Raw genomic sequence first — 16,908 nt, 5'->3', positions numbered from 1 at the left:
CACGTGCGTTAAAAATGAGTAAAAACAAGTATCCCATTAAGCCTAAGAAAAATGCCGTTCACACTAAGTGAACGGCATTACCGCATCGCGGGCTTTTCTTCGAAGGGGTAAGTCTTACAGACGGATACCAGCCTTCTCCAGGTCTTTGGCAATCACACTTCTTGGCAGTGCAACATAACCGTCTTTCTCAACAACCTGCTGACCCTGCTTGGACAGGACATAGCGGACAAACTCGCGCTGCATGGGTGACAGCTCTTTGTTTGGGTGCTTGTTGATGTAAACGTAGAGGTAGCGTGACAGTGGGTAAGTACCGCTGGCAGCATTCTCAGGCGTTGCCGCGATATAGTCGTCGCCCTTCTTCGATAGAGCCACAGCTTTCACACCGGCAGTCTTGTAGCCTATGCCTGAGTAACCGATAGCGTTCAGCGACTGAGATACAGACTGAACCACTGAGGCGCTGCCTGGCTGCTCGTTCACGTTGGCTTTGAAGTCGCCCTTACACAGCGCTTTCTTCTTGAAGTAACCGTAAGTACCGGATACTGAGTTACGGCCGTACAGCTGAATGTCTTTGGCAGACCAGCTTCCGTCCAAACCGGCATCACCCCAACGAGTGATATCGCTGCCACCACACTTGTGGGTAGAGGAGAAGATGGCATCAACCTGCTCTATGCTCAGCCCCTTGATGGGGTTGTCCTTGTGCACAAAGACTGCCAGAGCATCAATGGCTACACGAATCGCAGTAGGCTTATAACCATAGTGCTTTTCAAACGCTTCCTCTTCGTTTGGCTTCATCTTGCGGCTCATAGGGCCGAACTGAGAAGTCCCTTCGGTCAGGGCTGGAGGCGCAGTTGAAGAACCGGCAGCCTGGATCTGGATGTTGACGTTAGGGTACATCTGTTTGAATTCTTCTGCCCACAGAGTCATCATGTTGGCCAGAGTGTCAGAACCGACAGAAGACAAGTTACCGGATACGCCACTTGTTTTCTCGTAGGTTGGCAGTGACTGATCGATAGCAGCCATAGATGCTGCTGAGAATACACCAGCGGCTGTAAGAGTCACCGCACCGACAAGCTGTTTCAATTTCATTATTTGCTCCAGTGTTTACCGAAATTGGTTTCTAAAACGCAGCCAGTATCAATTGCCACAATGACAAGTCTATGACTTTAAAATGACAGTTGCATGACAGGCCAAGATAAATTCGCAGCAAATGAGGGATTGAAATTAGCGGATAGCACAGTTTTCAATAGTTTCAACATTAAGGGCCTTCGAGTAAAAGTATTGTTTAAGCAGTTCACTTTCTGTAGCGAAGAGTTTGTATAATCATAATCTGAAGCTTGTTGCTGGTGACACAAGCAGCAAAATAAATCCCCCTTCGCACCAGATAGTAAAAAAGGAGCCTACGGCTCCTTAATAACATTAGTCTATTCCAGCGCTTCAAGAATCTTGCTGCTCCAGCAGATGCTGCGGGATCACAAAGCTGAAAGTACTGCCCTTACCCAACTCGCTGGTCACCTTGAGTTCACTGTGGTGATGACTAAGGGCGTGTTTCACTATCGCCAACCCCAAACCACTGCCACCGGTTTGCCGCGAGCGGGCACTGTCGACCCGATAGAAACGTTCAGTCAGGCGACTGATATGCTGCGGTGCAATTCCTTCACCACTGTCTTTGACGCTGAACATGGCGCCGGTTGCCACCCGTTGCCAGCGCACCTCAATACTGCCGCCCGGTTCAGTGTAACGTATGGCATTGGACAACAAGTTGGAGCAGGCACTGCGCAGTTGCAACTCGTTGCCATGGGTATTGAGCCCGGGTTCGGCATGGAAGCTCAGTTGGTAGCGACCACGGGAGAGCGCTTCGCCCTCCTCCTTTAAGGTGGTCATCAACTGCTTCATATCCACAGTGTGTTCCAGATTGATATCGGCGGCATCTTCTATCCGCGACAATGCCAACAACTGCTCTACCATGGATTGCATTCTGCCGGTCTGCTGCTGCATCAGCTCCAGCGCCTTGACATTGGGGGAATCAGGTTCGGCCATGCTCTGCATCATCTCAAGATACCCCTGCAGCACAGTGAGCGGCGTCTTCAGCTCATGGGAGACGTTGGCAACAAACTCCTTGCGCATTCCCTCGAGTTGCCTAACCCGGGTAATATCCCGGGCAATCAGCAACAGCTGCCTGTCGCCATAGGCCATCAAACGCACTTCCAGCAAACGTCTATCCGAAACCGGGGACGGCAGCTCCAGCGGCTCCTTGTAATGACCCTTTTTCAAATAGGCCGAAAAGTCGGGATGCCGGATAAGGTTATCTATTCGCTGACCATTATCCTGCGGCCAGACAAAGCCAAGCAGCAGCTGCGCCAGCTTATTACACCAGAGAATATTGTGCTCTGAATCGAGTACCACTGCCGCATCAGGAAGCGCTTCGGCCCCCTGACGAAACCGTCCCAGCAACCCTGCCAACTGACTCACCCGCTTGCGGTTTTTACCCTGCAGGCGATAGATGCCATTGAACACCCCTTCCCAGCTGCCGCTGCCCTGAGGCGGCGTTAAGCGGCGATCGCGCCACAACCAGTAATTGAGCCGAATAAGCTGGCGATAGTGCCAACCCAATAATAGAAAAGCTCCCAGACACAACACCAAGAGCAACTGACCAAGCAGCAACCCAAGCAGCAGACAAGCCGCCAGGTACAGCATCAGACGGGAAAACAGCCGATAACCCGAATAGGAATCAAACATAGAAAATGCCCAGGCAAAAGGCCGATGGTTGCACAAGATAACGCAAAAACCGACCCGTGCCCATTGTTACCCCGCTAGATACGGGTAGAGAAGCGGTAACCTGCGCCGCGAACCGTTTGGATCAGTTTATCGTGCCCGGACAGCTCCACGGCTTTCCTTAAGCGACGAATATGCACATCCACGGTTCTGTCTTCGACATAGACATTGGTGCCCCAAACATTGTCCAGCAGCTGCTCACGGCTGTAGACCCGTTCCGGGTGAGTCATAAAAAAGTGCAGCAAACGAAACTCAGTCGGCCCCATCTCCAGCACTGAATCCCCCACTGTGACCCTATGACTGACAGGATCCAGAGTCAGGCCCTGCACATCTATGGTTTCTTCCAGGCGGGTTGGCGCGGCGCGTCTGAGAACCGCCTTGATGCGGGCCACCAACTCCTTAGGGGAAAACGGCTTGGTAATATAGTCATCGGCGCCCACTTCCAGGCCTTTGACCTTGTCCTCTTCCTCACCGCGGGCGGTGAGCATGATAATGGGGATCTGACGGGTAAACTCATCTTGCTTCAATCGCTTGGCAAACTGAATACCGCTGCCGCCCGGAAACATCCAGTCCAGCAGAATAAGATCCGGATAAGGCTCCTTGAGCAGTGCCAGGGCAGAGTCAAAGTCCTCGGCGGCACTGGTGGTGTACCCGTGTTGTTCCATAACAAAAGTCAGCATCTCGCGGATAGCCAACTCATCTTCTACTATTAAAATCCTTGCAGTCATAACGGTTTCTGTCAGTGAATTTCCACGTGGCCATTATTGGACAGTTTTATTACAAAATTATGAAAAAGACTCGTTTAAGCCCTATTAACGCCACCATTTTGTCATAATTTTCCGGATTAAACACTTGAAACCCTGATAAAAATATCTTTAAAACCTCTCCATTAGCCGCTATCGACAACAATCCTAATGCGTGTAAATCCATAACAAAAATATATACTAAACAATATCTTACCTGGAAATAAATCCCACATTTCCCAAAAGATAATAATCAAGTTGAACCAGGCTCGGAACATATGACACAGACCAAGGCGCTGACACATATTCTGCCGATGCTTAAAGTGATCGCATGTCCGGTCCAACTTGCCGGTCTGAAATCAAGTCAAATAGTGTGATTACCGGCGATTTTTGGCGATAAACAACCACAGGAGTTCAATGAAGCGCCACCAGGTTAATACCTGAAACCGGCCCGAAAACGAAAGCAGCTCATCACCTTAGAGTACGAACCTGAGGCTGGCGACGCCATGCTAACGAGTTTTATTTACCAAGAGGCTTGATGATGCTGGGGAACAATGAAGCTGAGTAACAAAAATCCGATGACATATTTACATCGGATTTTTATCTTTTGCATGAACCCCTTAAAGTCGCCAGATAGATATGTTCGGGATTGCATTCTTTGGGCATTATTGCAAACTTATCTATGCCTTGAACAAGGCCTCTACCGACAATCCCTGAGAGGAGAGTATGTCGCGCAGGCGTTTCAATGCCTCCACCTGAATTTGCCGCACTCTTTCTCGGGTCAGGCCAATTTCCGAGCCTACATCCTCCAAAGTGGAAGGTTCATATCCCAGTAGGCCAAAGCGTCTGGCAAGCACTTCTCTTTGCTTGGTATTGAGCTCATTAAGCCACTTAACCACAGAGTTGGAAATGTCTTCTTCCTGCACCTGGGCATCCGGTGTCATATCATCATCGTCTGCCAACACATCGAGTAGGGCCTTGTCGTTGTCACCGCCTATCGGGGTGTCGACCGAGGTGATCCTCTCATTCAGCTTCAGCATCTTGCTGACATCGCTGCTTGGTAGTTCCAGCTTTTCGGCTATCTCTTCGGCTGTGGGTTCGTGATCCAGCTTATGGGCCAACTCCCGGGCAGTACGCAGATACACATTGAGCTCTTTAACCACATGAATAGGCAGGCGTATAGTACGGGTCTGATTCATTATGGCTCGCTCAATGGTCTGGCGGATCCACCAGGTGGCATAAGTGGAGAAACGGAAGCCGCGCTCGGGGTCGAACTTTTCTACGGCACGGATCAGACCAAGATTGCCTTCTTCAATCAGATCCAAAAGCGCCAAGCCACGGTTGTTGTAACGACGGGCTATTTTGACCACGAGGCGTAAATTACTTTCGATCATGCGGTTGCGTGATTTTTCACAACCTTTGAGGGCCTTGCGCGAGAAAAAAACCTCTTCTTCTGCACTCAGCAAAGGGGAAAATCCGATTTCACTCAGATAAAGTTGGGTCGCGTCTAAGTTTTTTTGCAGGTCATCCTGAACCATTTCGGCCAGAGCTTCTTCCTTCTTTGACGCCACTTCCGTGTCGTTTACGGATAAATCTACAAGCTCTTCCACGGGTGCGCTAGCATTTTTGCGGCTCATAATATTCTCTCCCAAACCTTAACAAACTAATTTACATCGTTTTTTATCCTCCATATGCCAATTTTGGCTCCCAAACAATCAGCGTTTGGGTAAATAATTGAGTGGATTGACAGACTGACCATGGTAGCGGATCTCAAAGTGCAGCATGACCTGGTTGGTGCCTGTGCTTCCCATCTTCGCAACCGTCTGCCCGGCAGACACATGCTGCTTTTCCTTGACCAAGATCTTATCGGCGTGGGCGTAAGCACTGAGATAGTCATCACTATGTTTGATAATGACGAGGTTTCCATAACCCCGCAAAGCATTACCCGCATAGACCACCCGACCATCGGCAGTGGCTTTAATAATATCGCCTCGGTTACCGGCTATCTTGATTCCTTTATTTCCCTGCTCTTTGGCAGAGAATGCGCCAATCACCCGGCCATTGACCGGCCATATCCAGCGACTGACTTTGTCCGGCAGAGTCGAACTCGGCTTATGGACAACATGGTTAACATTTTGTTTACCATTGGATACAGGGTAAGCAGACTTTGATTTGGGATCAAGTGTTTTTTTCGGCTTATTTTGCTTGGCTTGAGCAACGGCCTGCTTCTGTTTAACCGTTTGTTTTTTATANTAAGCAGACTTTGATTTGGGATCAAGTGTTTTTTTCGGCTTATTTTGCTTGGCTTGAGCAACGGCCTGCTTCTGTTTAACCGTTTGTTTTTTATAGACCTTATCTTTTGATTTTTGAGGTTGAGGTTTGGAGTTTTTACTCGAGTTCAGCCACGAACCGCTTTTAACATTTTTTTTACCTCCCAGGATAAGTACCTGTCCAGGGTAGATGGTATAAGACTTATCTAGCTGATTTAACTTGGCTATTTGCGCATAGTCTTTACCGGCTCCCCAGGCGATGGAATAGAGGGTATCGCCTTTTCTCACCTTGTAAGTATCAGATTGGATTGAGCCTCTTTCGATTGCCGGCCGTTTTACACCATAAATAGATTCGACCGGAGCGGGTCTGTGAGCCTGAAAACTACATCCAGAAACCAGAGTAACCAACAGCACTGAGCCAAGACGCCAAAATAATGATGTCTTTCGTTGCAATAACCGGCTGAAATGCAATGGATTCAAGAATACTCCTGCACGCTGTAATAACTATCAGGCTAAGCCGCCACTGATTAAGGGAACAAATTTCACCGCCTCGATAACCTGAGAAGTAAACTGTCCCTTCTCCCGGCGGATCTTCAACAACTGCTGGCTCTCATCACCGACAGGGATCACCAATACGCCCCCCTCAGCCAACTGTTCCAGCAGGGCGGCAGGGATATCAGATGCCGCCGCGGTCACCATGATGGCATCGAAGGGCGCCCTGTTGGGCCAGCCTTGCCAGCCATCACCATATTTGAAATGGACATTATGCAGATCCAGCCGCTTGAGACGTTGACGAGCTTGGATTTGCAGACTTTTGATCCGCTCGACGGTAAAAAGTTCAGGCACCAACTGCGCCAATACCGCCGCCTGATACCCGGAGCCGGTACCAATTTCCAGCACCTTGGCAGGATTATGCTCCAGTAGTAACTCGGTCATTCTCGCCACAATATAAGGCTGGGATATAGTCTGACCCGAGCCTATAGGGAGAGCAGTATTTTCATAAGCCTTATGCGCCAATGCGCCATCAAGAAACAACTCTCTGGGGGTTTTGGCCACCACCTGCAACAGACCCGGGTGACGGATCCCCGCTTCCTGCAGTTTTTTGGTTAAATTCAATGCCGATGTGGAGGCTACCCGGGTCATAGTTTTTCTATCCAGTGTTGCAATTGAGAAAGCTGCCGATAGGCGGTTAAATCTACAGTTAATGGGGTGATGGACACATATCCCTGAGACACAGCATAAAAGTCGGTGTCTTCACCCACATCCAGTTCAATCCCGGGGGGCCCCAACCAGAATACCTCGCGGCCATGAGGATCTCTGGCTCTGACCATCCCCTCCGCCTTATGGCGGGCGCCGAGCCGAGTAACCCGTATCCCCTTGATTTCATCGAGAGGCAGATCCGGCACATTGATATTGAGGATCTGATCCGAGGCAATGGGATGCTTCTTAAGCCCCATAATGATCTTCACCGCATAGGCCGCCGCAGTGTCATAATGCGTAAACTCACGCCCCACCAAAGATACGGCCACCGCCGGTAACCCCAGAAAACGCCCTTCCATCGCTGCCGCCACTGTGCCTGAATAGAGGGTATCGTCTCCCATATTGGCACCGGCATTGATCCCCGAGACCACCATGTCGGGTTCGCCTTCATAGAGTTCACGAATCGCCAGATGAACGCAATCGGTCGGCGTACCGTTTACCGAGACGTAGCCATTCTCTAACTTATTAATCCTTAAGGGGTTCGTCAAGGTTAAAGAGTTACTGGCGCCGGAGCAGTTGCGATCCGGTGCCACAGTCAGCACTTCGGCAACGGCTGACAAGGCTTCTGATAGAGCGCGGATCCCAGGTGCCGTTACCCCATCATCGTTGCTGACCAAGATTTTCATGCGGGATTTCCTTCCTGAGCCGCCTGGCGCTCACGCCACAGACGTTCGGTCACATCATCATAGTCGAGCAGTTCCCGCAGCACTGAGGTTGCAAAGCTGCCCGCGGGAAGGCTGAACTCCAGCTCCAAAGTGTCCGGCTCGATAAATTGGTACTTCATCCCCTCGGGACGCAGCAACAATGGTCGCCTTTCCTGCTCGAGCCCGGCTTTTTCCAAACCTTCACAATCGGCGCTGTATTCGGCCAGCACCTGAGTCTCAAAGGCCAAGGCATCGGCACTGCTGAGTGGCTGGCCCCTACCCCACATGGGCGCCGACAACAAAATATCTTTCTCTGCCAGTCTTTGTTGCAACACCTCATCCCAGCGCTCGGCAACAAAGAAGCTGCGACTGCCGGCCAGCATGACACAATCACCGTCCAGACACTCAAGCCCATGGGTCGCCAGGCGCTGAGAGACCAGTTGATTGAATAATAATGAGCGCAGCGCCGACAGGTAGATGGAGCGCTTGTTTCTGTCTTTCACTTTGCGCCCCTGTAACATCTGCCGCGCCATTTCTATGTTACGGCCGTTGTGGCCAAAGCGCTGTTCACCGAAATAGTTGGGTACGCCGCTCTCGGCAATCGATTCCAGCCGCTGCAATACATCTGCCGGCTGGGTTATCTGGCGCAGAACCAGCTTGAAACGGTTACCGGAAAGCGCACCAATACGCAGCTTCTTATTATGACGCGCCGCACTCAGCACAGTGATCGACTCGCTATTGAGGCTCAGCCAATCCGGCGTTTCCTTGCCCGGAATTCGTACGCCGAACCACTGCTCTGTGATGGCATTCTTATCCTTCTGGCCGGCAAAGGTCACCTCTTTGGGGTGCACCTTGGCCAATTTGGCCAGCATCTCGGCCACCTGAACCGTATTCAGGCCATCTTTACGAATATGCAGCAGATGGTGCTCACCCTCGCCCGAGGGCAGAAAAGGCAGTATTTCCTGCACCTGAAAATCGCTGTTGCTGGTGCGCATATCGCCTTTTGAGAGCGGCTTGCCATAAAGAAAGTGTAATGAATTCATCTTATTTGAATCTTTTCCTGTAAATGAGTCGGTATTACATACCGAACATCAACACCACGGCTTCTACCGCAATGCCTTCACTACGGCCGGTAAAGCCGAGTTTTTCTGTCGTGGTCGCCTTGACGTTGATGGAGTCAAGATCTGTGTGCAGATCTTCGGCCAACATCTGTCGAATGGCTTCAATATGCGGCGCCATCTTGGGCGTCTGGGCAATAATGGTCACATCCAAGTTGCCGAGACGAAAGCCCTTGTCCAGCGCCAGGCGGTAACAATGACGCAGCAGCACCCGGCTGTCGGCTCCCTTGAATTCGGCCTCGGTATCGGGAAAGTGTTTACCTATGTCACCAAGTGCCATGGCGCCGAGTATCGCATCTGAAATCGCGTGCAATACCACATCACCATCGGAGTGCGCCAACAAGCCTGTGTGATGCGGTACTTCCACCCCACCCAGAACCAAGGGCGGCTCACCACCGAATTTATGTACATCAAAACCGTGTCCAATACGTATATTCATTGCTTGTTCCTGTATTCAGTTACCCCGCTGATGCGCTAGATAAAGCGCTGCCAGCGGCAAATCGTCCGGATGGGTGACCTTGATATTGTCACTGCGGCCGCTGATAAGCGCCGGGTGTACCCCGCGCCACTCCATAGCCGAGGCTTCGTCTGTCACCAGCACACCGGCGGCCAACGCAGCTTTCAGCGCCTCGGTCAAAGCAAGCAGTGGAAACAGCTGCGGCGTTAGCGCATGCCAGAGCGCTTCTCTGGCAACCGTTTCACTGATGCAACCATCAATCCCGCTGCGTTTCATGGTATCGCGCACCGGCGCTGCCAGTATCGCCCCTTGCGGATATTGTTTTCGTGAAGCAAGCAACTTATCAATATCGCCATGGGTCAAGCAGGGTCTGGCGGCATCATGCACCAAGGCCCAGGTAGTAGCAGGCAATGGCTTGTCGGCAACCAGACTCTCAAGCGCCGCCAACACAGAATCCGCGCGCTCTTTACCGCCAGTGACAGTCTCCAACTTGGGATGACTGGCCACAGAGAGTTTGCCAAAGAAGCTATCTTCCGGGTTCAGCGCCACTATCACCCTTGAAATACCACTGTGGCTCAGCAAAACCTTGAGGGTTTGCTCCAAAATGCATGAGCCGGCAAGCGGCAGATATTGCTTAGGGCAGTCAGCGCCCATGCGACTGCCTATTCCAGCGGCCGGTACTATGGCAATCACTTGTTCATCACTGGGGAGCCCGGCCGTTATGGCTCGGGAGGAAATAGCTTCACTCATGGATATCCGTTATGTTGAAATTGGGCCGTTATTGATTGGCCAAAGACATAGAACGCTGTTCACCACCAACAACCCGGTAAAAGGTTTCACCCTTCTTGATTAACCCCAGCTCATTGCGGGCACGCTCTTCCAGGGCTTCGGTACCGCTGCGCAGATCGCGGATCTCCTCTTTCAATACCTGGTTACGTTCTTCGAGCCTGGCATTGCTGTCATTTTGAGCCGCTATCTGCTGCTCAAGATGAAAGTACTCCGGCAGACTGTTTTCTCCCAGCCAAAGACGATATTGCAGTAACCCCAGCAGCAAGACGATGACAAAAAGCAGTCGTTTCATGGTGATAAATTCAGCTCATGCCCTAAAAATACGATTAGTGTTGATAGTACAACAAAAAAGGCCACCAAGTGGTGGCCTTTTGAAACTGGAGGCGAAAATTACGCCTGACCTTTGATCTCACTCAGGCCACGGTAGGCTGCCTTGGCACCCAGTTGCTCTTCAATGCGCAGCAGCTGGTTGTACTTGGCAACACGATCAGAGCGGCACAGGGAACCTGTCTTGATCTGGCCGGCTGCGGTACCTACTGCCAAGTCGGCAATGGTCGCATCTTCAGTTTCACCTGAGCGGTGAGAGATAACGGCGGTGTAACCGGCTTCCTTGGCCATACGGATAGCGGCCAGAGTCTCTGTCAGAGAACCTATCTGGTTGAACTTGATCAGAATCGAGTTGGCAACGCCCTGCTCGATACCGCGAGACAGGATCTTGGTGTTGGTCACGAACAGGTCATCACCCACCAGCTGGATCTTATCACCGAGGATCTTGGTCTGGTAAGCCCAGCCGTCCCAATCAGACTCATCCAGGCCATCTTCGATAGAAACGATAGGATACTGTTCGGTCAGTGACTTGAGGAAGTCAGAAAAACCGTTGGAATCGAATACCTTGCCTTCACCGGCCAGGTCATACTTACCGTCTTTGTAGAACTCGGAAGCGGCACAGTCCAGCGCCAGAGTCACATCAGTACCCAGTTTGTAGCCTGCGGCTTCAACGGCTTCTTTGATAACCGCCAGGGCGTCGGCATTGGATGACAGGTTAGGCGCAAAACCACCTTCGTCGCCCACGGCAGTGTTCAGGCCCTTGGACTGGAGCACTTTCTTCAGGTTGTGGAAGATTTCAGCGCCCATACGCAGGGCTTCGCGGAAGCTCTTGGCACCGACTGGCTGTACCATGAATTCCTGAATGTCGACGTTGTTGTCGGCATGCTCACCACCGTTCAAGATGTTCATCATAGGAACCGGCATGCTGTACTGGCCAGGAGTCCCGTTCAGTTCGGCAATATGAGCGTAAAGCGGCATCCCCTTGAAGGCAGCAGCGGCCTTGGCGGCAGCCAAAGACACAGCCAGAATGGCGTTGGCGCCCAGCTTGTCTTTGTTTTCGGTGCCGTCCAGCGCGATCATAATGCCGTCCAGCTCGGCTTGAGCCGTGGCATCTTTACCCAGCAGGGCTTCACGGATAGGACCGTTGACATTATCAACAGCCTTGAGCACGCCTTTACCCAGATAGCGAGCCTTGTCGCCATCACGCAGTTCCAGCGCTTCACGGCTACCGGTAGAAGCGCCTGATGGAGCGGCTGCCATACCAATGAAACCACCTTCCAAATGCACTTCAGCTTCTACAGTGGGATTACCGCGAGAATCCATGATTTCGCGTCCTATGACGTTAATGATCTTAGCCATAATGTCCTCGATTAAAGTTAAAGAAAAAAACCATACCCATCTGAGCGTTCAGCGTCTCTCATATGGGTATTGGACTTTCACTTCACACTTCCCGGTGCAGCGGGGATGAAAAAGCCGGAGCTGCCATAGCAGTCCGGCTCTTCTAGTTTAACCCAGATTACGCTTTTGGTAAGTACTGGCAGCGGCGACAAAACCTTCAAACAGAGGGTGACCGTCGCGAGGTGTTGAGGTGAATTCCGGATGGAACTGACCGGCAACAAACCAAGGATGCGCCGGGATCTCTATCATCTCCACCAGTTTGCGATCGGAAGACAAGCCGCTGAATACCAGACCAGCCTTTTCCAAACGCTCACGGAAAGCGTTGTTCACTTCGTAACGATGACGGTGACGCTCAATACAGGTGTTGCTCTTGTATGCGGCTGCGGCCTTGGTGCCTTCAATCAGATGGCACAGCTGAGCGCCAAGACGCATGGTACCACCCAGATCAGAAGCTTCATCACGCTGCTCCAGATTACCTTCTTCATCAACCCATTCGGTGATAAGGCCCACAACAGGGAAAGGTGTTTCCTTGTTGAACTCAGTAGAGTGGGCACCTTCCATGCCGGCGACATGACGGGCGAATTCAATCAGGGCAACCTGCATCCCCAGACAGATACCAAAGTATGGCAGTTGGTTTTCGCGGGCATATTGAGCGGCAAGGATCTTACCTTCAACACCACGCTCACCAAAGCCGCCGGGAACCAGAATGCCGTCCAGGCCTTCCAGCACTTCAACGCCTTTGACTTCAACCGTCTGGGAATCGATATACTTGATGTTCACCGAAACCCGGTTTTTGAGGCCGGCATGCTTGAGTGCTTCGTTGACTGACTTGTAGGCATCCGGCAGTTCGATGTACTTGCCGACCATACCTATGGTCACTTCATTGTTTGGATTGGCTTCCTGATAAACCACGTTTTCCCATTCGGACAGGTCGGCTTCAGGACAGCTCAGACCAAAGCGCTTGACGACCAGCTCATCCAGACCTTGTGAGCGCAGCAGCGCCGGGATCTTATAGATAGAGTCCACGTCTTTAAGGGAGATAACCGCCCGCTCTTCAACGTTACAGAACAGGGAGATTTTGGCTCTCTCTGTAGCCGGGATGGCGCGGTCGCCACGGCAAACCAGGATATCCGGCGCAATACCGATAGAACGCAACTCTTTTACCGAGTGCTGAGTCGGTTTGGTTTTCACTTCCTGAGCCGGGCCGATAAAAGGCACCAGAGTCAGATGCATAAACAGGCTGCGTTCGCGGCCCAATTCAACACCCAACTGACGGATAGACTCGAGGAAAGGCAGAGATTCGATATCACCCACAGTACCACCGATTTCAACGATGGCGACATCATGGCCTTCACCGCCTTCGAGGACTTTTTCCTTGATGGCGTTGGTGATGTGCGGAATAACCTGAATGGTGGCACCCAGGTAGTCACCACGACGCTCCTTGCGCAGCACTTCCTCGTAGATACGACCCGTAGTGAAGTTGTTGCGGCGGTTCATCTTGGTACGGATGAAACGCTCATAGTGGCCCAAGTCCAGATCTGTCTCTGCGCCGTCCTCAGTGACAAACACTTCCCCGTGTTGGGTTGGGCTCATGGTTCCCGGATCAACGTTGATGTAAGGATCCAGCTTCATGATGGTTACATTCAGGCCTCTGGCCTCTAAAATTGCCGCGAGCGATGCTGCTGCAATGCCTTTACCTAGTGATGAAACAACGCCACCAGTAACGAAGATATACCTTGTAGTCATGCTGAACCTGAGAAAAAAGAATGATAAATAGGTGCTCGAATGAAAGCACCAGGACGGGGCGACAGTATATCAAAGCCCCCGCCATTTACCAAACAGGAATGACGATAATTTTTACGCTCTGTTCTCATTCGCGCATTTTTAATCCAGGCTTAACCTGCTACTGGATTTCACCGCGCTCTTCACGCTTGACCTGATCCCAATAAGCATCCAGTGCCTGCAGATCATGTTCTGCAAACGGCTTGCCGCTGGCATTGGCTTTTTGCTCGACAGCTCGAAAACGCCGCTCAAACTTGTTATTGGCTCCTCTGAGGGCCTGCTCGGGATCCACCCCCAAGTGGCGCGCCAGATTCACCGCAGCAAACAGCAAATCGCCCACTTCATCCTCAACCCTGGCCTTATCCGGCGTGGCTTGACGCGCTTCGTGCAACACCTCTTCAATCTCTTCCTGTACCTTGTCGACTACAGGTTCAAGCTCGGGCCAATCAAACCCTACTCTGGCGACCCGCTTTTGGATCTTACCCGCCCGCGCCAACGCCGGCAGCGCCTTGGGAATATCATCCAGCACTGAGTGCAGTTCGCGCCCGGCGCGCTCTGCCGCTTTAATGCGCTCCCAGTTGTTCTTGGCATCCGGCGCCGAGTCAAAACTCAAGTCGGTATCGGCGGCAAACACATGGGGATGACGATTGATAAGCTTGTTACATATCCGCTCGAGCACAGTGGCGAAATCAAACCAGCCCTTTTCCTTGCCAAGCTGGCAATAGAACACCACCTGAAACAGCAGATCACCAAGCTCAGAAGGTAACTCCTGCCAGTCGCGGCTTTCTATGGCGTCAGCCACTTCATAGGCTTCTTCCAGGGTGTAGGGCACTATGGAGTCAAAATCCTGTGCCCTGTCCCAGGGGCAACCCAGCTCAGGGTCCCTGAGCTTTGCCATAATCTCAAGCAATGCATTGATATCTGCCGCCACCGCCGTTACTCCTTTGTTGCTAATACGCTTACCAATCCAACGACTCTTTGATAAGTCTTAAAAAACAGCAGGACGCAACCTAGGCGTCCTGTTTTAAATACCGGTCGAATACCGAACTGGCCTCAGAGCCTGCGGGCTTCTATTACCCCGTCTATCTGGGTCAGCTTGGAGATAACCCTAGATAAACCGTCGAGGTTATAAAGCTCCATCTCAAGTTCAATGGCCGCCGTCTGGTTCTTGAGATCCGATGAGGAACTCATCGCCAGCACATTGGACTTTTCCGCCGCCAGCACAGAGGTGAGATCCCGCAGCAAACCGGTTCTGTCATTGGCCACCACTCGAATACGGATCTTGTAGCCGCCGGAGTAGTTTTCGCCCCAGACCACATCCACTACCCGCTCTGGATGGGCGCGCATCAGTTCCTTGACCTGCTCACAATCGGCTCTGTGCACCGAAATACCGCGCCCCTTGGTAATAAAACCGAAAATCTCATCACCGGGCACCGGCTGACAGCAGCGCGCCAGATGGCTCATCAGATTACCGACACCATTGACCTCAATCTGGCCGCGATTGGCGCCTATGGGTTTCTGCTGACCTTTCTTGACCAGCTCTTCCAGCGCTTCTTCGTCAGAAGGCTCCTGAGTTCTGAGTCGGCTCTGTACATGATTAACCACTTGGTTGAGGCGCACATCGCCGCCACCTATGGCCGCCAACAGGTCGTCCATGTTGGTCATGTTGAAGCGCTCAATTGCGCTGCCGACATCCTTGAGTGTCAGCCCCACCCGCGCCAGTTCGGCTTCCAGCATCTCGCGTCCGGCCACCAGGTTCTTGTCCCTGTCCTGCTGCTTGAACCAGTGTTGGATCTTGCTGCGGGCTCTGGAGGTCTTGATATAACCCAGGTTGGGGTTAAGCCAATCCCGCTTCGGATTGGGATGCTTGGAGGTGATGATCTCGATGCGCTCACCGGTTTCCACCTGGTAGGTGAACGGCACTATGCGGCCATCAACCTTGGCGCCAATACACTTGTGGCCCACCTGGGAGTGGATATAGTAGGCAAAGTCCAGCACGGTCGAGCCGGCTGGCAAGTCCACCACTTCTCCGGACGGGGTAAACACATAGACCCTGTCTTCGAAGACCTGGGCACGGATCTCCTCCACTAGGTTGCCGCTCTCAACCACATCTTCCTGCCACTGCAAAATCTTGCGCAGCCAGTTGATCTTCTCTTCGTAGCCACTCTGTTTACCGGAGTGATTACCCTCTTTATATTTCCAGTGAGCCGCCACCCCGAGCTCGGCATCTTCATGCATCTGCTGGGTACGAATTTGGATTTCGACTGTTTTGCCCTCCGGCCCCACCACCACAGTGTGAATCGACTGGTAACCGTTGGGTTTGGGGTTGGCAATATAGTCGTCAAACTCTCTGGGAATATGGTGCCAAAGGGTATGCACTACACCGAGCGCGCCGTAGCAGTCCTGCAACCGGTCGGTGACGATTCGCACCGCACGCACGTCAAACAGCTCGTCAAATTTAAGCTGCTTGCCGCGCATCTTGCGCCAGATGGAGTAGATATGTTTGGGGCGGCCATAGACCTTGGCACGAATGCCTTCTTCATCCAGCCGCGTTTGCAACTGATTGACAAAGTTGTCGATAAAGACTTCACGGTCCAGGCGCTTGCCATCCAGCTGCTTGGCAATCTCTTTATAGGTCTCGGGATGCAGATAACGAAACGAGATATCCTCCAGCTCCCACTTGAGCTGACCTATGCCCAAACGATTGGCCAGCGGCGCGTAGATGTCGGCAATTTCCCGGGCCAGTAAGACCCGGGTTTCTTCATCGTCATTTTTCACGGCCCTAAGCAGGCATACCCGCTCGGCCAGTTTGATCACCACGGCGCGTACATCTTCCACCATCGCCAGCAACATCTTGCGGATATTGTCGATTTGCGGTTCGCTGCTGCGGCTGTCATTGCCCACCTTGAGTGCGCCTATGGCATCCATGGTCTTGACGCTGTTGACCAAGGTAGCCAACTCGGGACCAAAGTCTTCAGTGAGCTTGGCTTCATCGACTATGCCCACCTCGAAAAACACAAATAAGATGGCGGCCTGCAGGGTTTCGATATCCATGTTGAGCGGCGCGAGGATCTCTATCATCTCCCGCGCCTTGGCCTGAAGCTCGGCTTTAGGACGCTTGCACTTGCCCATAGGCAGTGCTTCCACCTTGGCTATCAGCTCCAACAAACGCCCGGCATCGGCGGAGTCGGCCACATAACGATTAACCCACTCATCCAGATTGAAATCAGGATCCTTAAAGTGTGCTTCGCGAACAGATACCATCTCACCTTCCTTTAGTGTCCGATTAACAGACTCAACAAGACTCCCTATCTTGAGCATACCCGATGGTATGTCAAACCCCCGTGA

15 protein-coding genes are annotated in these 16,908 nt (G+C 52.0%); all 15 read right to left on the bottom strand.

Features of this window, described 5'->3' with window-relative positions:
• Nucleotides 1-114 precede the first annotated feature (114 nt).
• Nucleotides 115-1,086, bottom strand: a complete 972-nt coding sequence (locus tag CX650_RS14255) for a PstS family phosphate ABC transporter substrate-binding protein (protein WP_025889126.1) — start codon at nt 1,084-1,086, stop codon at nt 115-117.
• A gap of 348 nt (nt 1,087-1,434) precedes the next feature.
• The gene (gene phoR, locus CX650_RS14250; protein WP_039033735.1) at nt 1,435-2,736 is read right to left on the bottom strand and encodes a phosphate regulon sensor histidine kinase PhoR; all 1,302 of its coding nucleotides are present in this window, start codon (nt 2,734-2,736) and stop codon (nt 1,435-1,437) included.
• 74 nt (nt 2,737-2,810) lie between these two features.
• Nucleotides 2,811-3,500 carry a phosphate regulon transcriptional regulator PhoB gene (gene phoB, locus CX650_RS14245; RefSeq protein ID WP_025011640.1) on the bottom strand — a complete coding sequence of 230 codons (690 nt, stop codon included), beginning with the start codon at nt 3,498-3,500 and terminating at the stop codon, nt 2,811-2,813.
• A gap of 695 nt (nt 3,501-4,195) precedes the next feature.
• On the bottom strand, nt 4,196-5,152 hold the full coding sequence (gene rpoS, locus CX650_RS14240; protein ID WP_039033734.1) for an RNA polymerase sigma factor RpoS: 957 nt from the start codon (nt 5,150-5,152) through the stop codon (nt 4,196-4,198).
• 78 nt (nt 5,153-5,230) lie between these two features.
• Nucleotides 5,231-6,238: a peptidoglycan DD-metalloendopeptidase family protein gene (locus CX650_RS14235; RefSeq protein WP_420876321.1), complete on the bottom strand. Its 1,008-nt coding sequence runs from the start codon at nt 6,236-6,238 to the stop codon at nt 5,231-5,233.
• A 54-nt stretch (nt 6,239-6,292) separates the two neighbouring features.
• The gene (locus CX650_RS14230; RefSeq protein ID WP_039033733.1) at nt 6,293-6,928 is read right to left on the bottom strand and encodes a protein-L-isoaspartate(D-aspartate) O-methyltransferase; all 636 of its coding nucleotides are present in this window, start codon (nt 6,926-6,928) and stop codon (nt 6,293-6,295) included.
• Nucleotides 6,925-7,671: a 5'/3'-nucleotidase SurE gene (gene surE, locus CX650_RS14225; RefSeq protein WP_101096167.1), complete on the bottom strand. Its 747-nt coding sequence runs from the start codon at nt 7,669-7,671 to the stop codon at nt 6,925-6,927. The genes CX650_RS14230 and surE overlap by 4 nt, the downstream gene beginning before the upstream one ends.
• Nucleotides 7,668-8,732 carry a tRNA pseudouridine(13) synthase TruD gene (gene truD / locus CX650_RS14220; protein WP_039033731.1) on the bottom strand — a complete coding sequence of 355 codons (1,065 nt, stop codon included), beginning with the start codon at nt 8,730-8,732 and terminating at the stop codon, nt 7,668-7,670. The genes surE and truD overlap by 4 nt, the downstream gene beginning before the upstream one ends.
• 34 nt (nt 8,733-8,766) lie before the next feature.
• A complete protein-coding gene (ispF, locus tag CX650_RS14215) occupies nt 8,767-9,246 on the bottom strand; it encodes a 2-C-methyl-D-erythritol 2,4-cyclodiphosphate synthase (protein WP_101096166.1) in 480 nt (159 codons plus the stop codon).
• A 15-nt stretch (nt 9,247-9,261) separates the two neighbouring features.
• Nucleotides 9,262-10,014 carry a 2-C-methyl-D-erythritol 4-phosphate cytidylyltransferase gene (gene ispD / locus CX650_RS14210; protein WP_101096165.1) on the bottom strand — a complete coding sequence of 251 codons (753 nt, stop codon included), beginning with the start codon at nt 10,012-10,014 and terminating at the stop codon, nt 9,262-9,264.
• A gap of 28 nt (nt 10,015-10,042) precedes the next feature.
• Nucleotides 10,043-10,345, bottom strand: coding sequence for a cell division protein FtsB (gene ftsB / locus CX650_RS14205; RefSeq protein ID WP_039033729.1), 303 nt, complete (start codon nt 10,343-10,345; stop codon nt 10,043-10,045).
• 98 nt (nt 10,346-10,443) lie between these two features.
• Nucleotides 10,444-11,739 carry a phosphopyruvate hydratase gene (gene eno / locus CX650_RS14200; RefSeq protein WP_039033728.1) on the bottom strand — a complete coding sequence of 432 codons (1,296 nt, stop codon included), beginning with the start codon at nt 11,737-11,739 and terminating at the stop codon, nt 10,444-10,446.
• A 147-nt stretch (nt 11,740-11,886) separates the two neighbouring features.
• On the bottom strand, nt 11,887-13,524 hold the full coding sequence (locus tag CX650_RS14195; RefSeq protein WP_101055018.1) for a CTP synthase: 1,638 nt from the start codon (nt 13,522-13,524) through the stop codon (nt 11,887-11,889).
• Nucleotides 13,525-13,681: 157 nt separating this feature from the next.
• Entirely contained in the window at nt 13,682-14,491 is an 810-nt protein-coding gene (gene mazG, locus CX650_RS14190; RefSeq protein ID WP_306295061.1) for a nucleoside triphosphate pyrophosphohydrolase, read from the bottom strand.
• A gap of 122 nt (nt 14,492-14,613) precedes the next feature.
• A complete protein-coding gene (gene relA, locus CX650_RS14185; RefSeq protein WP_071239243.1) occupies nt 14,614-16,824 on the bottom strand; it encodes a GTP diphosphokinase in 2,211 nt (736 codons plus the stop codon).
• Nucleotides 16,825-16,908: the final 84 nt, after the last annotated feature.

The sequence above is a fragment of the Shewanella indica genome (assembly GCF_002836975.1).
GTDB lineage: Bacteria > Pseudomonadota > Gammaproteobacteria > Enterobacterales > Shewanellaceae > Shewanella > Shewanella indica.
This window is presented reverse-complemented; position numbering and strand designations above follow the sequence as displayed.